This is a genomic window from Microcoleus sp. N9_A2, assembly GCF_036701775.1.
Taxonomy (GTDB): Bacteria; Cyanobacteriota; Cyanobacteriia; order Cyanobacteriales; family Microcoleaceae; genus Microcoleus.
Genome location: NZ_JAUBRH010000010.1, coordinates 59,207 through 77,219, shown reverse-complemented (window position 1 = coordinate 77,219; position 18,013 = coordinate 59,207). Strand labels below are relative to the sequence as shown.

17 protein-coding genes, 1 tRNA gene and 2 pseudogenes are annotated in these 18,013 nt (G+C 43.4%); 18 read left to right on the top strand and 2 right to left on the bottom strand.

What is annotated here, in order from left to right:
* Positions 1-120: 120 nt before the first annotated feature.
* Entirely contained in the window at positions 121-813 is a 693-nt protein-coding gene (locus QUA44_RS08725; protein WP_333251306.1) for a GDSL-type esterase/lipase family protein, read from the bottom strand.
* A gap of 80 nt (positions 814-893) precedes the next feature.
* On the opposite strand from QUA44_RS08725, the gene QUA44_RS08720 reads away from it, so the two are divergent.
* The 9 genes from QUA44_RS08720 (at position 894) to QUA44_RS08680 (ending at position 6,757) form a co-directional block, all read left to right on the top strand.
* Entirely contained in the window at positions 894-1,127 is a 234-nt protein-coding gene (locus tag QUA44_RS08720) for a DNA-directed RNA polymerase subunit omega (RefSeq protein WP_333251308.1), read from the top strand.
* Between the two features lie 252 nt (positions 1,128-1,379).
* Positions 1,380-2,027 (top strand): hypothetical protein, encoded by a 648-nt coding sequence (locus tag QUA44_RS08715; protein WP_333251310.1) that lies wholly within the window; start codon positions 1,380-1,382, stop codon positions 2,025-2,027.
* 401 nt (positions 2,028-2,428) lie between these two features.
* A complete protein-coding gene (locus tag QUA44_RS08710; RefSeq protein ID WP_333251312.1) occupies positions 2,429-2,797 on the top strand; it encodes a DUF1818 family protein in 369 nt (122 codons plus the stop codon).
* Positions 2,798-2,834: 37 nt separating this feature from the next.
* Positions 2,835-2,908: transfer RNA gene (locus QUA44_RS08705), tRNA-Pro, on the top strand.
* A gap of 268 nt (positions 2,909-3,176) precedes the next feature.
* Positions 3,177-4,190 (top strand): tyrosine-type recombinase/integrase, encoded by a 1,014-nt coding sequence (locus QUA44_RS08700; protein ID WP_333251315.1) that lies wholly within the window; start codon positions 3,177-3,179, stop codon positions 4,188-4,190.
* A 704-nt stretch (positions 4,191-4,894) separates the two neighbouring features.
* Positions 4,895-5,122, top strand: a complete 228-nt coding sequence (locus tag QUA44_RS08695) for an ISAzo13-like element transposase-related protein (RefSeq protein WP_333251364.1) — start codon at positions 4,895-4,897, stop codon at positions 5,120-5,122.
* Positions 5,123-5,190: 68 nt separating this feature from the next.
* On the top strand, positions 5,191-5,403 hold the full coding sequence (locus QUA44_RS08690) for an ISAzo13-like element transposase-related protein (protein WP_333251365.1): 213 nt from the start codon (positions 5,191-5,193) through the stop codon (positions 5,401-5,403).
* A 22-nt stretch (positions 5,404-5,425) separates the two neighbouring features.
* The gene (locus QUA44_RS08685; protein WP_333276469.1) at positions 5,426-5,725 is read left to right on the top strand and encodes an ISAzo13-like element transposase-related protein; all 300 of its coding nucleotides are present in this window, start codon (positions 5,426-5,428) and stop codon (positions 5,723-5,725) included.
* A gap of 309 nt (positions 5,726-6,034) precedes the next feature.
* Positions 6,035-6,757 carry an HAD-IC family P-type ATPase gene (locus QUA44_RS08680; protein WP_333251316.1) on the top strand — a complete coding sequence of 241 codons (723 nt, stop codon included), beginning with the start codon at positions 6,035-6,037 and terminating at the stop codon, positions 6,755-6,757.
* Here the strand turns inward: QUA44_RS08680 and QUA44_RS08675 are convergent.
* Positions 6,713-7,930, bottom strand: coding sequence for a transposase (locus QUA44_RS08675; protein WP_333251319.1), 1,218 nt, complete (start codon positions 7,928-7,930; stop codon positions 6,713-6,715). The genes QUA44_RS08680 and QUA44_RS08675 overlap by 45 nt on opposite strands.
* A 330-nt stretch (positions 7,931-8,260) precedes the next feature.
* Here QUA44_RS08675 and QUA44_RS08670 point away from each other — a divergent pair, with 330 nt between their 5' ends.
* The 9 genes and pseudogenes from QUA44_RS08670 (at position 8,261) to QUA44_RS08630 (ending at position 17,917) form a co-directional block, all read left to right on the top strand.
* Positions 8,261-8,932, top strand: coding sequence for a glutathione S-transferase (locus QUA44_RS08670; protein WP_333251322.1), 672 nt, complete (start codon positions 8,261-8,263; stop codon positions 8,930-8,932).
* A gap of 159 nt (positions 8,933-9,091) precedes the next feature.
* Positions 9,092-9,292, top strand: coding sequence for a hypothetical protein (locus QUA44_RS08665; protein ID WP_333251325.1), 201 nt, complete (start codon positions 9,092-9,094; stop codon positions 9,290-9,292).
* Positions 9,293-9,699: 407 nt separating this feature from the next.
* Positions 9,700-11,991, top strand: coding sequence for a DEAD/DEAH box helicase family protein (locus tag QUA44_RS08660; protein ID WP_333251328.1), 2,292 nt, complete (start codon positions 9,700-9,702; stop codon positions 11,989-11,991).
* Positions 11,992-12,559: 568 nt separating this feature from the next.
* On the top strand, positions 12,560-13,315 hold the full coding sequence (locus tag QUA44_RS08655) for a DUF6920 family protein (protein ID WP_333251330.1): 756 nt from the start codon (positions 12,560-12,562) through the stop codon (positions 13,313-13,315).
* A gap of 11 nt (positions 13,316-13,326) precedes the next feature.
* Entirely contained in the window at positions 13,327-14,349 is a 1,023-nt protein-coding gene (locus tag QUA44_RS08650) for an NADP-dependent oxidoreductase (protein WP_333251332.1), read from the top strand.
* A 355-nt stretch (positions 14,350-14,704) separates the two neighbouring features.
* Positions 14,705-15,688 (top strand): J domain-containing protein, encoded by a 984-nt coding sequence (locus QUA44_RS08645; RefSeq protein ID WP_333251333.1) that lies wholly within the window; start codon positions 14,705-14,707, stop codon positions 15,686-15,688.
* Positions 15,685-15,981, top strand: coding sequence for a chaperone modulator CbpM (locus QUA44_RS08640; RefSeq protein WP_333251335.1), 297 nt, complete (start codon positions 15,685-15,687; stop codon positions 15,979-15,981). The genes QUA44_RS08645 and QUA44_RS08640 overlap by 4 nt, the downstream gene beginning before the upstream one ends.
* A 438-nt stretch (positions 15,982-16,419) precedes the next feature.
* Positions 16,420-16,902, top strand: a pseudogene (locus tag QUA44_RS08635) (ferrochelatase); the annotation flags it as partial.
* Positions 16,903-16,959: 57 nt separating this feature from the next.
* Positions 16,960-17,917 (top strand): annotated as a pseudogene (locus QUA44_RS08630) (IS701 family transposase).
* Positions 17,918-18,013: the final 96 nt, after the last annotated feature.

The following is an 18,013-nucleotide window of genomic DNA, read 5'->3' as shown; positions in this document are numbered from 1 at the left end:
TCGCTTAATAAGCTTCCGTTTGAGCGTTGCAAGCCAGGTCAATTTTGATGGCTGGAGCAGGTGGCATATTGAGAGTTCAGAATGCCACGGAAGTCAGCCATGATGACGAATGACTACTGACTAATGACTAATAGAGACTAGCGGCTCCCAACTCGTTGCATCTTCAAATAAAGATTGATACCCCGCTGCATTGGGATGCAGCCCATCTGCAATCAGGCGCGATCGCCACCAATCACTCCCCCGATCGATCCATTTATCAAAAATATCTAAATAGAGAATTCCCCGCAACTCACAAGCTAATTTCGTTGCTTCTTTATACCGATATTGGTCAGCATGACTGTAATACAAACAATCTTGAAAAGGCATTTTACTTTCATCCACCGGCACCATCCCGACAAATATTACCGGGCAAAGTTGTTGGGATAGGTTTAATAAATTATCCAAAACAGTTTTAAAATGTTCAAAATCAGTATAGCTGCGCCCCGTCGGTGACTGCACCCTCGCCGAATCGTTGAGGCCGACGGAAAGTATCATAGCATCCGGGACGCGGTTTCTGAGCTCGCCCCGGTGGCGAAACTCGTTTTCGAGCCGCTGGGAGACTTGATAGGTGCGATCGCCCCGAACGCCCAAATTGTATAAAACGTGTCCTGCACTCTCCGGTAACATCCACTGGCGCCGCAATCTTTCCACCCAGCCACCGCCTACACCGTCGCCGAAACCGTAGATTAAGCTGTCGCCGAAAGCAACCAATTTGAGGGGATGAGAATTTACCCGATGCAAGTTACCAAAGGAATAGGCTGTTGCTGCCTGCATAAGCAATGATACTCAGTTAATAAATTATGAATCTTGACATACTAGACTAGAATGTAACATTACATAAAGTAGGGAGTCTCATGGCTAATAAGCGTCCACCCTTCGATTCAACTCAGCTTACCCGTCGGGCGGAAGAGTTGATTAACGGTGCATCCAACCGCTATCGGATTACGGTGCAGGTGGCGAACCGCGCAAAACGCCGTCGCTATGAAGATTTTGACAATATGGACGACCATCAAATGAAACCTGTAATGCGGGCGATATTTGAGATGTCGGACGAACTGACTCAGCCGGAAATTATCGGAGACATCTAGACTTTGGGAGTTTTGGGTTTTGAGTGGTGAATTGCGAGCAATTTTTGTCAACTCAAAACTCACAACTTTTTCCAACTAGACTTGGGCGCACGGGACGAGAAACCCGGTTTATTCCTAGCTGCCTCGTTAACAAAACTCTGATTTTTCTAATAAACCGGGTTGAGGAGTGTAAATCCTAAAATTAGAAACTAGGACATCTGCTTGGGGGTAAGTTTATGAAATTATTCTATTTTTCAAATTTTTGTCAAAACCGTGAATATATTAAAGCAGGGCTTAAGTTTTCTGTTGGTTACTTTGAGTGTAGCGATTTTCACGCTTTTGAGTTGGGTATTGGAATCCGGGGAACTGAGTCTGTCGGCTTTGGAACCTTCGCTGCTGCGGAGTTCTGAGTCTGCCTCAGTGCAGCGGGTGGCTCAACAATCTGCACCGCCGCAAGTGAGGGTGCAAGATGCGTGGAAATTTGTGTACGAAAAATTGCCGGATTTCCCGATCGAGAATAACTACATTTCCAAAGAAACAGGAAAAGTCGATCCTACTAATACTTTAGTCGGGCGGTTGATTCGATATCACGTATTTGTCAAAGGACGGCCGCCCAATTACCGCTTAGATTGGAAGTTGACTTTAGCTGACTATTTGGGGGCGACTCCCGATTATTTGGTGGAAAGTGTGTATCCCGGAAACGACGTTTTGCGATCAAATCCAATGGAACAGGATCGTGGTGCTATTCAAAGGTTAAATAGATCACAGCGGGATGCTTTGGTTCAAGCTTTGGTTGATGTTTTTACGGAGAATTCCGAGCGTGGGCCCACACCGGCGGCGGGGGAAAAACCACAAGGGCGATCGAATTCGCCGGAGATACCGCAGCCGCAGCCGGGAGATGCGAAGTTGCTGGCACCTTAATACTCAGGAATGCAGAAACCTGGTTTTTTACGGAAATACTGCATCCCGGCCTTTGAAAATGGTAAAAAACCCGGTTTCTTTCGTATTTATGGGTAATATCAAATCTGTTAGCATCGGAATTATTCCTATCTCTATTCTCGACATCTGCGTGAATCAGCGTCAATCCATTGTCATCTGCGGCCTGAGAAATTATCTTTTTTTTACCACCGCAGATACAGGCAGATGCAACACAGATTAACGCAGATGAATTAGATCAATTTCGGTTTCACCATCGGGAATTGTTGACCCTTCGGCTTCGCTCATGGCATCGCTGTTGACGGGATTTGACTCTTCCGATGCAACCGGAATTGATATAAGTCCTACTAATCCAAAATCTAAAATCTAAAATCTAAAAACCCTCAATGGTGGAACGTGTAATTAAGACTGGTAGCGGATGGCGTTTGGGATGGAACCCGGAGGCGGAGGAGTTTAAGGGTTTGGTGGCTGGCGACGGTTGGGCGATCGAACTAACGGAGGCTGAGTTGAACGATTTTTGCCGATTGTTGGGGCAATTAGCCGGCACAATGAGTCAGATGGCCTCTGAGTTGATGGACGAGGAAAAAATAGCCATTGAAGCCGAAAGCGATTTGCTGTGGGTGCAGGTGGAAGGCTATCCCGAAGCTTACAGTGTGCAGTTGATCTTGAATGCTGGCCGTCGCTGCGAGGGTTTTTGGGCGGCGGCTGCGGTTCCGAGTTTGGTGCAGGCTGCAAAAGTTTTAAAAGTTTTTTGACTTTTTTGGGAATTCTATGCTAAGCTATTAAAGCTGTCGGGGCGTAGCGCAGCTTGGTAGCGCACTACTTTGGGGTAGTAGGGGTCGTGGGTTCAAATCCCGCCGCTCCGATAGATGGAATCCTTATTTTATAAGGGTTCCATTATTTTTACTAGATAAATCGTAGGTTACGCATTCTCAATAAGGGGCCGACAAAGGGTGACATACTCAGACAGAAAGTGCGATAAATCAGGGATATGCCAAAAGGCTCAGTAAATATAGAAGTTTTCAAAGATCGGTTACGGCTTGCCTGGTCATGGGAGGGGGAAACGCTTCTGGCTCTATCTCGGTTTGCCGGATTCGATCGTCAACCGTAAAGCCGCTTCCATCAAAGCTTGACATGACCAGTGGGAATTTTGACCCATCTCTGGCAAAATACAAACCCCAGAAACAAGAATCCATCTCTGTTTCTGACCTGTTTCACCAATTTATCGAGTACAAGCGCCGGAAAATCGAGCCTGCTACTTTCGCTAAATATCTTGGACTTCAAAAACACGTTTCTGTGTTTTTCAACAACAAAACAACAATTTCTGTTTCTGAAAATGTTGCTGAGAAATTTAGAGATTGGCTATTATCCGATCGCTCCCTTGAACCGGTGACGGTACGCGAACGGATTGTGATGATGAACGCTTGCTGGGAATGGGCACAGAAAAAGAAGCTGGTTCTCGAAAATCCTTGGGAGAAAGTCAAAGTCTCGGTCGCGCCCAAACAGCGCCCAGAACCGTTCACGCTGAAAGAAATAAGCGCGATCGTCCAGAAATTCCGCTCTGACTCAAATCTGACACATTATGCGGACTATGTGGAATTCAAATTTGGTGTTGGGCTCCGCACCGGTGAAGCAGCAGCGCTTCTCTGGCGACATTGCTCGCAAAACTGCGATCGCACCTGGATCGGAGAAAGTTTGAGCAATCGTGATCGGAAAGCAGCCAAGCGGAATAAAGATCGCACCGTGCCGCTAACAGCACGGCTGCAACAACTACTGCTCGATCGCCGAAAAGAGAATCAGAAACCGGATGATTTAATTTTCACCAGCATTGAAGGCAGAGCGATGGCGTACCGCCCCGCAAGCTACGACTCCAAAAATTTCTGCAATCGCTACTGGAAACCTGCGCCTGCATCCCTTGGAATTGATTATAGAAAACCTTACAATACCCGACATACGCTAATTTCGCATGGTTTGGAATCAGGCATGAATCCTGTTTCGATCGCAGCCCTTACCGGCCACGATGTCCGCACTCTCTACGAAAATTATGCCGGACTTGTCAACCCGCCAAAACTACCAGATTTGTTCCCTGTTTTCGACCCGGTTTCTGATGTTGACTGTCCGGTTTCTCACCGAGATACCTCTCCATAAATTTCTGATGATCTGGATGATTGATATCCCCACCACAGGTTATCAATTGTTTAATCAGTTGTTGATTGTATAGAATTTTTCCGCCAGGATTTCTACCCCAGTGAATTCCTTCTATAAGTCTGTTTTGTTGTCTGTGCTGCAGAAGGTTTCGATCGCTACAATTAAGGAATGAAAATTTAATAACATAAGCAAGGTATAATAAACAAATGAGTGAATATCAATTAATTGATATTTGAATTTCTTGGTCAAAACTTATCCTTTTTCGATATCCACCCTGTTTTTGTCGCTAATAATTGGTTGGTTGATTCAAGTAATTTTCTCCCGGTAAATTTATGTATTACTCCTCTGAAATTACTGCTCAGATGCGGAAATTTTATCAATCTTTATCGGAAAAAGATCGACGAAGATATGCAGCAATAGAATCCCAAAAACTTGGCTGTGGTGGAATTAGTTACATAGCGAGAACTTTATCAGTAGACAGGAATACAATAGCCAAAGGCATTAAGGAATTAAAAAGTGAATCATAGACTACCTTTAATCAACAAAGAATTCGTCAAAAAGGAGGAGGAAGAAAAACTAGCGATTCTCAGATACCTGGTTTGAATGAAACTTTTTTAGAAGTCTTAAAAAATTATACAGCAGGAGACCCAATGGATGAGAAAATCAAATGGACTAATCTCACTCAACAAGAAATAGTTTAAGGCCTGAAACTTCATGGCATAACAGTCAGCGTGACGGTTGTTCAGAAATTATTAAAAAAGCACGGATATGTGAAACGTCAAGCTCAAAAAAAAAAAAAAATCACAAATAATCGTAATCAACAATTTGAAAATCTTGTCACAATTACTGAAGAGTATGAGTTACAGGGAAATTCTATCATTATTATGGATGCCAAAAAAAGGAATTTATTGGAAATTAATATCGCTCAGTAACTCTGTATACTACCGAAACAGTTACCACATTTGACCATAAGTTTTTCAGTTTGGCTGATGGCCAAGTAGTGCCTCATGGAATTTATGATGTGCAACATAACCGAGGATATTTAAGCCTAGGCACAAGTAAAGATACGAGTGAATTTGCTTATGAATCGATTAAATCATGGTGGATAAATTACGGAATCTCTCTCTACCCTCAAGCAGGTTCAATTTTGATTAAATGTGATGGAAGTGGCAGTCATAATTCTAATCATTATATCTTTAAATCGGATTTATAAAAATTAGTCAACGTAGCTCCATATAAAAATCAAAATAGCACATTATCCTCCTGATGAATCCAAGTACAATCCTATTGCAAATCGCTTATTTCTTCATGTAACGAGAGCTGGTCAAGGAGTGATTTTTACCAGCCTTGAGTTGGTCAAAGAACTCATGGAAAAAAACCACACAAAAACCGGACTTTCTTTGGTAGTAAATGTGCTTGATAAAATTTATCAAACTGGTCAAAAAGTAGCTGATGGATTTAAGAATACCATGAAAATTATTTTTGATAAATATTTGCCAAAATGGAATTACCGTGCAGTTCCGACAATTGAGTAGATATAGCAATCCTAAATCATTTGTGAATTTCTTACTCCCTCCCCTTGATAAGGGGAGGGTTGGGGTGGGGTAAAAAGTTTACGACTCCTGCAAGGATTGCTATAGTGGAGTTATTAAATTTTCATTCCTAAGTTGCTGGCAAAGTTGAAGTAGCCGTAGGGTGCGTTGCCGTTGACAATCCCTAAGTTTGACAGACAATCTCACAGATCCGCATCTGACCAACAGGGCCCAGACACAACACTCCAGTGCCCTCCGCCCAAAACTTTTTTTGTAGCAATATTTTGTAGAAATCGTATTAAATAACAAACAATGAATTCACAACTTTCGACGTTTTGGAGCTTACCAGCCGATCGCGTGCTGACTCAGGTGAAGTCTACAGCCGCAGGTTTAAGCAGTCAGAATGCTAAACAACACCTGAGCGAATACGGTGCGAACAGCCTGAAACAGAAACAGCAATCGAACTCACTGACGCTGTTGCTCAATCAGTTTAAGAGTCCGATTATTTTAATTCTGATTTTTGCCGCTGTGCTGTCGATATTTCTGAAAGATGCGGCAGATGCGATCGTCATTTTGGCGATCGTCCTAATTAGCGGATTATTAGGATTTTGGCAAGAAAGGGGAGCGACAAATGCTGTTGAAAAATTACTGGCATTGGTGCAAGTAAAAGCAACGGTGTTGCGGGATGGTAAATCTCAAGAAATCCCCAATGAAGAGGTGGTTCCGGGTGACATTGTGTTGCTTAACGCTGGCGATAGTATTCCCGGTGACTGCCTGATTTTAGAGTCGAAAGATTTGTCAGTGAATGAAGCGGCGCTGACTGGGGAAACTTATCCGGCTGACAAACTTAGTGGCGTTTTGCCTGCTGAAACTGATCTCGGTAAGCGCACTAACATCCTTTATATGGGTACTAATGTTATCAGCGGTACTGGCAAAGCAGTGGTGGTGCATACCGGAAAGGAGACTGAGTTTGTTGACACTCCTCGGCTATCAGGCGCGAGGATTCTTGCTTGGGCCAGTCGATTTGCTCGTTGATGTCACCACCAATGAGTAGAGCTCGTTCTGTCCGATCGCGTTAATTTCGGTGTGCCCCACCGTATTCAAAGTGATTCCTGCACGGGCTTTCAATCCGAGGGCCAAAATGTTGAGCGCTGCGTTGTGATCTCTGTCTAATACCGCGCCGCATCCACAAATATGGGTTCTGATCGACAGCGATTTTTTGACTCTATTGCCACAGGCTGAGCAATCTTGAGATGTGTACTGAGGAGCAACAGCAACAACCATTTTGCCGTACACTTTTCCAAAGTATTGTAGCCACTGAGCAAACTGATTCCAAGCTGCATCGCTAATTGATTTAGCAAGCTTATGGTTCTTGACCATATTCCTCACCTGCAAGTTTTCGTAGGCTACGAAATCGCTAGATTTTACTACGCACAACGCTGTCTTAATGGCGAAGTCTTTGCGCTGCCTACTAACTTTAAGGTGTTTTATTCCTAACTTGTTAATCGCTTTTTTACGATTACTAGAACCTTTCTTCTTTCGGGAAACTCGTTTCTGCGCTCTCTTTAAGGCTTTTTCGCTTTTGCGAAGATAGCGAGGGTTAGGGATTGTCTCACCATTACTGTCGGTATAGAAATGGTTCAATCCGACATCTATTCCAATAGCTTTACCTGTGGGAATAGATTCCTCTGCCCGTTCCACATTGATGCAAAACTGAGCATAGTAGCCATCAGCGCATCGCACAACCCTAACTCGCTTAATTTCACTAGGAGCATAGAAATGCAAGTCTCGACTACCGACTAATTTAAACGTCCCAGCAGCAAAACCGTCCGTAAATGTTAGGCATCTTTTGTCGGCAGAAAGCTTCCAACCTGATGTCTTATACTCTACTGAGCGAGTGTGTTTTTTAAACTGCGGGTATCCTTTTTTCCCTGGCTTTTGGGCGATGCAATTAGCGAAGAAACGTTGAATAGCAAAAATGGCACGTTCGGCCGAAGCCTGACGTGCCATTGAGTTAAGTTTTCGGGCCCATTCAAACTCTTTAGCCATGACGGCGCATTGTTTGTACAGGTCAACTAACTTAACTCCTTGATTGTCGATCCAGTACCTAAGAGCTTTGTTTCTGACAAACTGAGCTGTACGGATCATCTCGTCGATGACCCGATATTGCTGTGCTTTGCCTTTTAACTTCAACTCTAATACAATCATGAAATGATCCTATCACGTTTATAGAACCCATTTGACATCTTTGAGTTTTTGGGTTGGGTGACGAGAAATACCGAGAGAAACCCGGTTTCTGATATTTACGATCATGGCGAGAAACCGGGTTTCTACGAGTTTTTGGGTTGGATGACGAGAAATACCGAGAGAAACCCGGTTTCTGAGATTTACGCAGAATAGATCTCAAATGGGTTCTATAGAGTTTTGTGTCTATAAAATAAACTATTTGAAAATTCTTTACATTATGCGATCGCAATTAAAGCCGTCCTATAAGAACGGGGCTTTGACCCAATTTTTTGGTAAGCTGAGAAGAAAAACATGATTACTGTCCACCACTTGAACAACTCTCGCTCCCAGCGAGTGCTCTGGCTGCTAGAGGAACTCGACCTAGAGTATGAAGTCAAGCGCTACGAGCGCGACCCGAAAACAATGCTCGCTCCCGCGTCGCTGCGTGCAGTGCATCCACTGGGCAAGTCTCCCGTGATTACCGATGGTGCGCTGACTCTGGCTGAATCCGGTGCGATCGTCGAATACTTAGTTGACCGTTACGGTGGCGGACGACTCGCTCCAGAGCTTGGCACGCCGGAACGGTTGCGATACATCTACTGGCTGCATTATGCTGAGGGCTCTGCGATGCCCCCGCTAGTGTTGAAGCTAGTCTTTAACCAAGTCGAAACAAGTCCGATGCCGTTTTTCGCTCGACCCATCGCGCGGGCAATTGTGGCTCGCGTCAATAAATCGTTCATTGATCCTCAAATCGCACTGCATCTGGGTTATGTAGAAGCAGAACTTGAGAAAAGCTTATGGTTTGTTGGTAGTGAGTTTACCGCAGCCGATATTCAGATGAGCTTTCCATTGGAGGCGGCGGCTGCACAGGTAGGGTTGGACAGCAGCCGACCGAAACTGATGGGCTTTCTCGATCGCATTCACGCACGTCCCGCATACCGCCGTGCATTAGAACGTGGCGGGGCATATGATCTGCTGAATTAAGTGGAAATCCTTTCCTAAACTGAGGTGAAGCGTTCAGCCCGAAACCATTGTTAATAATGCTGGAAAGTCTGTGATGCCTTTGACATCATCACACCCTCTATTGTTGAGGCGATCGCAAGGTGCAATTGACGATCGCTGAACGCTTGAAGTTACCCATCAATGACATTAAAGTTGCGATCGACGCTCAGCGCGAGCGCACACGTGGAAGAGGATCACAACGGCAATCTGAGATTTACGCGGAATGGCGAGACGCTGACAATGCACCCCCCGAAGCACAAAGATTTATCTGATTTGAACAAACGATGTGCCAGTCATCGCGATCGCCTACGCTTTGACAAAAGAAGTCCAACAGAAAGCTAAAATATTGGGAGAAAAGATTCAGAACAAGAATGGAGTTGATGGGGCAGTTCAAGCGCTCGCGAGCTGTCTTCAGCAAAAATGAACCTGAGAGATGGCAATATTTTCCCTATGGTGCAGAATTTACATTCACGCACAATTTTTTTTTGGCGATCGCCTCTGCACGCTTTAGCAGACGATTGTTGAAGAGATCGCAATGACCTTGTAATAAAAGATGCGGTAATGTTACGTTAAAATAAGAATTAAGCCTCAGTTGCGTGATAATAGATAGGTATACTGCTCGTTCTATCGGTGGAGGTGCAGCCGAAAGCTTATCTGTCATTATCCATAGTTCACCTACTTTGGAGTTATCGATAGAGCAGCAGTCGGACAAGCCACAAATTTAAAGTTATCTTCAGTTTTTCATTAATATGCAAACTATTGAAGTTGAATACTCAGGTCAAATCCAAGTTAATAAAGGCAAAAATCCTAGAGAACTTTACGCCCATCAAAATGAGGCAATTAAGGCACTTGATCAGAAAAATAAGTCTCCTTTTGAGGGTTTGTTAGTTTTGCCTACGGGTGGTGGAAAAACGTTGACAGCCGTTCATTGGTTACTACGCAATTTCATCGACAAGCGTAAAAAAGTTTTGTGGATTGCTCATCGACATGAGCTACTTGATCAAGCGTTTGAAACCTTAAAATTTAGTGCTTACCCATCATTACTAAGTGATACTGAAAGATTCAAGTATCGCGTGATTTCTGGTCATCCCAAGCACGATCGCCCTGTTAACATCGAAAAAAGTGATGATATTATTATTGCCAGCAAAGATAGTTTAAACAGTGGGCTAAATTACCTCACAAATAATTGGGTTAATCATTCCGACGCGATACTTTTAGTAGTGGATGAAGCCCATCATGCAACAGCAAAGACTTATCGAAAATTAATTGACAGCATTAAGCAAAACTTTAAAGATAGAGGAAAAGCAGATGGTTTCAGAATGTTAGGGTTGACAGCAACTCCATTCAGAACAGATAAAAGTGAGCAAGGTTTGCTTAAAAAAGTTTTTCCCGATGACATTATCTTTTCAGAACACTTGAGGACGCTCATTACAAGAGGAATTCTTGCAGAACCAGTTTTCGAGAACTTAGAGACCGAGCTAGATTTCTATAAAGAATTAACAGACAGAGATATTAGATCAATTGAGGACTTCGACAAATTACCTAAGAAGGTTGCCGAAAAAATTGCGATGTCGAGTATCCGCAATAAACGGATTGTCGATCACTATGTTGAGAACCGAGAAAAGTATAAGCCCCTTCTGGTTTTCGCAGTTGACATCCAACACGCGATCGCATTAAACGGATTATTTAAAAAACGAGGAATAAACTCTGACTTCGTGGCATCAAAAATCATAGACGAAGGCACTGGAGCTACAATTTCTGTAAAAGAAAATTCAGAAAAAATCAAGCGCTTCAGGGCCGGAAAACTCGAAGTTCTCATAAACGTAGAAATGTTGACCGAAGGAACTGATTTGCCTAATGTTCAAACAGTTTTTCTGACACGCCCAACTACTTCTACACTTTTAATGACCCAAATGATTGGTAGGGCTTTGCGCGGACAGAAAGCAGGAGGTACAGAAAAAGCCTATGTTGTAAGCTTCATCGATAATTGGGAAGATAAAATTAACTGGGTTAATCCTGAAAAATTGACTGATATTGATGGCGCTGAGTTTGTTGATAGAGATATCGAGACAATGAAGAGAATTGCTCGACTTATCTCAATTGAAAAGATAGAAGAGTTTGCCCGTATGATGGATGATTCCATCGACACTACTGCTTTAGAAAAACTAGATTTTCTGAGGCGGGTTCCTGTTGGAATTTATCGCTTTTCTATTCTTGAATCTTCTGAGTCTGCTGAACCAGTGTCTAGAAACGCTGAACCAGTGTCTAGAAACTATGATGTACTTTTATATAACGGCACTGAGGAAGCCTATGATAGTTTTGTTAATGACCTAGATGCTGTATTTAAGAGTGTAAATATCCAAAATAGAGAAGTCTTGACTGACGAGGAGCTGGAATATTTACTGCAACTAACGAAGAACCTCTACTTCCCAGACTATCCTTTCCTGCTTGGATACAGAGATGATGATGTTAAAAATATTTTACGCTTCTATGCTCAAAAGGAGATGGAGCCAGAGTTCATCGCTTTTAGTGAGCGTAGAAAGTGTGATTTGTCAATTGTGGCAAGACATATCTACGAGAATGATTTAACACTTAGGCAAATAAATGAATATCTTACATCGCTATGGAATGACAGTAAATCCTTTTGGCAGGTTTTATTTGGATATAATTACCCTTATTTCAAGAAACAGGTAGATATCGAAATCAATAAGCTACTTGGAGTTTACCCCGATGTAACAATTACCCCGCCAATTGTAATTCCTGATACAGTTCCATTAGAAAGCCTTTCATTTGTGGAAATCGGAGAGCGTGATCCAGCAGAGTATCGGGATCTTAAGGATGCTGTCTTTGCCAAGTATACTGACGGGAAAGGATTCATCGTCTGTGCCTCTAGTGGGTTTAAGAGCCAGATGCGAATAGATTTTCAAATTGACCACATTATACCAATGTCAGAAGGTGGCTTAACTACATTGAAAAATCTTCAAGTATTGTCGCGTAAAGCACACACAGAAAAAACTCGGTTAGAGAATCTAAAAAGGTAGTGACTCGCAAAGCTTGAACGAATCCGCAGTATAACAATTCGCTTGGAGCAGACTGCTGAAAGATATTGGTACTGAGTGCAAGGTTACTTGCAGCCGCTCAAACGAACCGTTATGCCGAATCGATAAGTCCATTAAGATTATCTGTTTCAGTTCGAGATTAGGCAAGCGAATATAGTAGACTTCGTTGGTTAGTTCGGAGAGATTATTAGCGATCGCACTCTAAAACACATCAAATCATCTGAGAATATTTGTTTTTGGGTGGAATAGCGATCGCCTACAGCAAACTTTAACGGTCAAGTCATCGACATTTTCTGCTTGCCAAAGTGGTTCGCCGATCGCATTTTCACGCTCTATGGTGGCTTGCTGATAGTTGCGCTTCTGCTTCTTGTGATTAGATTGTTGAGTTGATGGGCAATCAGAATATCCGCCTGCGGATACATATATATATATGATGCGATCGCTATTCTGGATGATATAACCAAAAGCTTTTAACCAGTAACATACATCGTATTTTTAACCAAACCTTCAGCGCAAAGTGCTGTATCTTACCCTTTCCACCTTTAAAAAGATGACTAAAATCCCAGAAATTTCTCTAGACGATTTGTGGGAATCAGCACCGAAGAGCGATCGCCCCTTCCATCCTGAATCATTCATCAATCTTCCCAATCTAGCCCGCCGCTATTTGGAGAATGCGATCGCCCCCGGTACACCCCTCGCATCCGCTGTTCGACTGTGGATGCACGGTGAAATCAAACTCGATCAAAAATGGCATCCCTTCAAGGGAGAAGAAGTTATCTACGGTCATCGGGGGATGATCTGGCGGGCGACGACTTGGGCGAAGGGATTGCCGATTTGGGGAGGCGATCGCATCGTGGATGGTGTTGGCGAGTCGCAGTGGAAAATCCTGGGGCTGTTTCCAGTGGTGCAGGCATCTGGTGCTGATATCACCCGCTCTAGTGTGGGCCGAGTTCAAGTAGAGTCGATGTTGCTGCCTTCCATTCTCTGCAATCCCGACATCTCTTGGACAGAGTTGAACGCTTCACAGGTACAAGCAAACTTCACAGCCCTCGGCGAACCTGTCAAACTCACCCTCACAGTTAGCGATCGGGGAATGTTGGAGCAAGCCAAAATCGATCGCTGGGGTAATCCAGAAGGTGAAGCGTTTCACTACGTGGATTTTGGGGGAATTGTCGAGCAAAGCAGTACCTTTGACGGCTACACAATCCCGACTCGTCTCCGCGTTGGCTGGTTTTTGGGGAGCGATCGCTTTGAGTCTGAAGGCGAATTCTTCCGCTGTGCGATCGATAAAGCAATCTATCAATAAAGGAGTCATTTATGTCTAAGTCAATGAACCAACAAATCCTGCTCAAAAGTTACCCGACGGGAGAACCCAAAGAGAGTAATTTTGCCGTTGTCGAAACAGCAATTCCAGAACCGCGAGAGGGAGAAATACTCAGCAGCACCATTTACTTGTCTCTCGATCCGTATATGCGAGGGCGAATGAGCGATCGCGAGTCCTATGCAAGTCCGGCAAAGTTAGGCGAAGTCATGGTGGGGAGCACTGTCAGCCAAGTAGTGAAATCAAACAACCCCAAATTTTCAGCAGGAGACTTCGTGCTGGGATATGGCGGTTGGCAAGATTATGTGATCGCCAAAGCCGAAACCTTGAGAAAACTCGACCCCAGTCAAGTACCAATCTCTTACGCATTAGGCATTACCGGAATGCCCGGAATGACCGCTTATTTTGCACTGCTAGATATTGGCAAGCCGAAAGCCGGCGAAACAGTCGTGGTTTCTGCTGCTTCTGGTGCTGTTGGTGCGATCGTCGGTCAAATTGCCAAAATCAAGGGTTGTCGGGCAGTAGGCATCGCTGGCAGCGATGAAAAATGCGATTATGTTGTCAATGAATTAGGATTTGATGCCTGCATCAACCGCAAAACTCAAGACCTGAATTCAGCATTAAAAGCTGCTTGTTCAAATGGAATCGATGTCTACGTCGATCATACGGCTGGCCCGATTCTCGAAGCAGTTTTGCAACAGATTAATCTGGGAGCCAGAATTCCTTTAGTAGGTTTAATCTCCCAGTATAATGCCGAAAATCCACCTCCCGGCCCTAATCTGATGCCACTATTGGTTAAACGTGCGCTGATTAAAGGGTTTCTGGTTGGCGATTACCAGCAGCGTCACGAAGAGTTTATCAATGATATGTCTCAGTGGTTGCAGGCAGGCAAACTGAAGTACAGAGAAGACATTGTAAAAGGGTTGGAAAACGCACCCCGCGCCTTTATTGGTTTACTGCAAGGGGCCAACTTTGGCAAGTTAATCGTTCAGGTTAGTGAGGATCCAACAAATAATTGATAGCATCAAAAAAGATTGAGTATTTTGACCAGCATGACCTATTAGACTTTTTGCAAAAGTCCTTTTAATTAATTTGGGGGATGGGCGAAACGCCTATCCCACAAGAAAGAAAAAAATGGAATGGGTATTTTCCCCGTTCTGGTTATTTTTACAAGAGATCTATTTATGAGGTTTTTGAGTGCAGAATCATCTGATTTTGAGTAATCAATAAATTCACCTAATTAAACGTCAAATACAAATCGCTCAAAATGTCGCTGTGTATGTCTTCTTCCTTCTTCCTTCTTCCTTCTTCCTTCTTCCTTCTTCCTTCTTCCTTCTTCCCTCTTCCTTCTTCCTTCTTCCTTCTACTTAAATCATGCCAACTGCAACCGACTTCAAAGATTACTACACCATTCTGGGAGTCAGCAAAACTGCAACTCCTGAAGAAATTAAGCGAGCCTATCGCAAACTAGCCCGCAAACATCATCCAGATGTGAATCCCGGCAATCCAGAAGCTGAGGATAAATTTAAAGATTTGAATGAAGCCAACGAGGTTTTATCAAATCCTGAAACGCGCAGCAAGTATGACCAATTTGGGCAGCACTGGAAGCAAGCAGGGGCTGGCGGCGCTCCTCCCAGAGGAACTAGCACGAATGCCGGGGGATTTGATTTCGATCCGTCCACCAATTTCGACGAATACAGCAATTTTGATGATTTTATCAAGGATTTGCTGGGTCGCGGCGGCCAAAGCCGATCGCGACAAACTTATTCGGGTACCTCGACTCAGGCTGATGATTTTGCGGGATTTCGCACTCAAGCACCTGCACCTGATACTGAAGCGGCGATCGCGCTTTCGCTTTCAGAAGCATTTCACGGCGTGCAGAAACGCTTGCAGTTGGACGATGAAACCCTTAACGTTCGCATTCCCGCAGGTGCTAAATTAGGCAGTCGGATTCGGCTGAAAGGAAAAGGTCGCGTCAGCCCTTTTTCTCAACAGCGAGGCGATTTGTATCTGACGATCGAACTATTTCTCCACTCATTTTTTAAGTTTTCAGGTGATAATTTAAGTTGCGAGGTTCCTATTCGCCCAGATGAAGCTGTTTTAGGTACTCAAATCCAAGTGCCAACGCCAGAGGGGGGTGTGATGATGACTGTGCCGAAAGGGGTGAGTTGCGGGCAATTGCTGCGGCTGCGCGGCAAGGGTTGGATATTACCCAAAGGCGATCGCACGGATCTGATTGTAAAACTTCAGATCGTGTCTCCGAAGGAGTTGAGTGAAATCGAGCAGGAGTGTTATGAAAAAATTAAGGCGAGTAGCAGTTTTAACCCGCGTTCCGCAATAGAAGAGGTGAGACTATGACCGAATTTAGCTTGTCCACTATGGTTGTTTCCCCAGATGGCGATCGGCTGTATACGTTTGAATATGCAGCTTTGGTGACGGAAACTTCAACGATGATAATTGAGCAATTTGTGCAAGTGGGGTTGATTGAGCCGATCGGCTCAATGTTGCACGCGCGGGAAATTGCGCGCATTGGTCAAATCCAACGGTTGCGCCAGGATTTAGGACTAAATCTCGTAGGGGCGGTAATGGTTGTAGATATGGCGCAGGAAATCGCCCAACTTCGGGCCAGGCTAAAAGCATTGCAGGCTTGACTTGAGAAAATATTATTTCTGTCATCTTCGCTCCTGGACGCATGGGTGGTCAGAAAGCGGGTTTATTTAGACTTGAATTGCATAAATCTTTGAGGCGAGCCGGTCAACCGCAGATGTCAGGCAGATAGACGGAGATGAACGCAGATAATTAAAGATAGTTTGCGACTTTTATAAGACAATACAGTTCACTTAACAATTTTTATTCCCCGGAGATCCCCCTAAATCCCCCTTAAGAAGGGGGACTTTAAGAGCTTTCTTGTTCCCCCCTTTTTAAGGGGGGATCTTTCTTAAGTGAACCGTATTGTTTTATCAGAGGTATTTTGTCTTTGATTAGTCCATAACCATTAATCAAATCTGATACCAGTCGAGTCTTTGTTATTCGATAATTTTTGAAACAAAACCGCTTTTGAAATATTTAATATTCAACCCAATAATCCAATGATTAATCATCAATTTCAATCGACCGATTCCGCCGCATCTCAAAGTGAAAATCGCGTTGCAGTGTTGCTGGCAGGTTATGGTGAAGTGCAATCTTACCGCGATCTGAGTCGCTACAATCAAGCTGCAACCAAGTACATCGCGGCTCAGTTTGTGCCAATCCCAGATTGGCTGTACCCCTTGGCTGGTAAGTTTCTGGCGCTTCAAGATTTGTACAATTTTGGGGTCAAGCATCATCAGTTCATGTCACCGGAAAATGAGATATTTGAAAAACAGCGCCTCGGCATTGAAACAGAGTTGCAAGACCGATGGGGCGATCGCGTGCAAGTGTTCAAGGGATTTTATTTTTGTCAACCTTTTGTGCAGCAGGTTGTCGCAGACCTGATTCAGCAGGGCTTTGGGAATTTATTGATCTATCCTTTGCTGGTTGTCGATTCTGCCTTTACGGGAGCAATTGCGATCGAACAAGTCAATGAAGTTATTGCAGCAAACGCACCTCAGAATAATCCTCAACACTCTCCATATAGAAAAGTATATGTTATTTTTTATCTCATAACCAAAGTTTGGGGGTGTAATCGGTTAGCAGAGATATTGGGAGATGTTTCGCATGATTCTATCAATCGCTTTTTATTAAGAGAAAGATCTGAACAGAAAGATTTATTCGAGACAGCTCGGAAGATTATCACCAAGCGAAGGAGGGATACTGAGTATTGATGATACAGTAATAGAAAAACCTTATAGCGACCCCAAAAGTACAAAACTAATAGGTAATTTTTGGTCTGGCAAATACCATAAAACGATGATAGGGTTAAACTTGATTACCCTGTATTATAGTGATATCAATGGTAATTCAGTCCCGCTCAATTATAGAATATATGATCGAGAAGAGGGGAAAAGAAAAAATCAATATTTTATAGAAATGACGACGAAAATCATGAATTGGGGGGTGAAGCCCAAAATAGTTACGGGTGATAGTTGGTATTCAGGAGTGGAAAATTTAAATTTTCTCAGAAACCAGAAATTGGGGTTTTTATTCGCAGTCAAAAAGAATAGAACTGTCTCAAGTGAAACCAAAAAGTATTGTGCAGTAGGGATTATGGACATTCCAGATGAAGGAATAATCACTCACTTGAAAGAATTTGGATTTATAAAATTGTTGAGGAAAGTGTTCAAAAAATATGACTCTAGACACTATATTTTATATTTACCAAACTCGGAAAAACTCCGAGAAACAACTAGAAGTCAATTTGTCACGATTCATGATATTCATTGGGGCATTGAAACCTTTCACAGAGCAATCAAACAAGTCTGTGGAATTTGTCTGTTCATGGTGAGAGATACCAATGCAATCAAAACTCATATATTTTGTTCACTTCAAGCATTTGTTAAATTGGAGTTGATGCGGTCTAAAAAAATAATTAGTAATTGGTATCAAATACAAAGAAATATGTTCAGTTTAGTTATACGTGAGCATATTTTTGGCTTTCCTTCAGAGTGATGCTATGGTCGAGAATACATAGATAATGTTTTTGGTCAATGCGTAAGTCCTACAGTCTATAGCTGTATCCTCAAATTCAAAGGCTTTGCGATTGCT

What these genes read in the sequence shown, in the direction of transcription:
- QUA44_RS08725 (WP_333251306.1), bottom strand. Translation starts at nt 813, where the DNA reads ATGCAGGCAGCAACAGCCTATTCCTTTGGTAACTTGCATCGGGTAAAT.
- QUA44_RS08720 (WP_333251308.1), top strand. Translation starts at nt 894, where the DNA reads ATGGCTAATAAGCGTCCACCCTTCGATTCAACTCAGCTTACCCGTCGG.
- QUA44_RS08710 (WP_333251312.1), top strand. Translation starts at nt 2,429, where the DNA reads ATGGTGGAACGTGTAATTAAGACTGGTAGCGGATGGCGTTTGGGATGG.
- QUA44_RS08700 (WP_333251315.1), top strand. Translation starts at nt 3,177, where the DNA reads ATGACCAGTGGGAATTTTGACCCATCTCTGGCAAAATACAAACCCCAG.
- QUA44_RS08680 (WP_333251316.1), top strand. Translation starts at nt 6,035, where the DNA reads ATGAATTCACAACTTTCGACGTTTTGGAGCTTACCAGCCGATCGCGTG.
- QUA44_RS08675 (WP_333251319.1), bottom strand. Translation starts at nt 7,930, where the DNA reads ATGATTGTATTAGAGTTGAAGTTAAAAGGCAAAGCACAGCAATATCGG.
- QUA44_RS08670 (WP_333251322.1), top strand. Translation starts at nt 8,261, where the DNA reads ATGATTACTGTCCACCACTTGAACAACTCTCGCTCCCAGCGAGTGCTC.
- QUA44_RS08665 (WP_333251325.1), top strand. Translation starts at nt 9,092, where the DNA reads ATGACATTAAAGTTGCGATCGACGCTCAGCGCGAGCGCACACGTGGAA.
- QUA44_RS08660 (WP_333251328.1), top strand. Translation starts at nt 9,700, where the DNA reads ATGCAAACTATTGAAGTTGAATACTCAGGTCAAATCCAAGTTAATAAA.
- QUA44_RS08655 (WP_333251330.1), top strand. Translation starts at nt 12,560, where the DNA reads ATGACTAAAATCCCAGAAATTTCTCTAGACGATTTGTGGGAATCAGCA.
- QUA44_RS08650 (WP_333251332.1), top strand. Translation starts at nt 13,327, where the DNA reads ATGTCTAAGTCAATGAACCAACAAATCCTGCTCAAAAGTTACCCGACG.
- QUA44_RS08645 (WP_333251333.1), top strand. Translation starts at nt 14,705, where the DNA reads ATGCCAACTGCAACCGACTTCAAAGATTACTACACCATTCTGGGAGTC.
- QUA44_RS08640 (WP_333251335.1), top strand. Translation starts at nt 15,685, where the DNA reads ATGACCGAATTTAGCTTGTCCACTATGGTTGTTTCCCCAGATGGCGAT.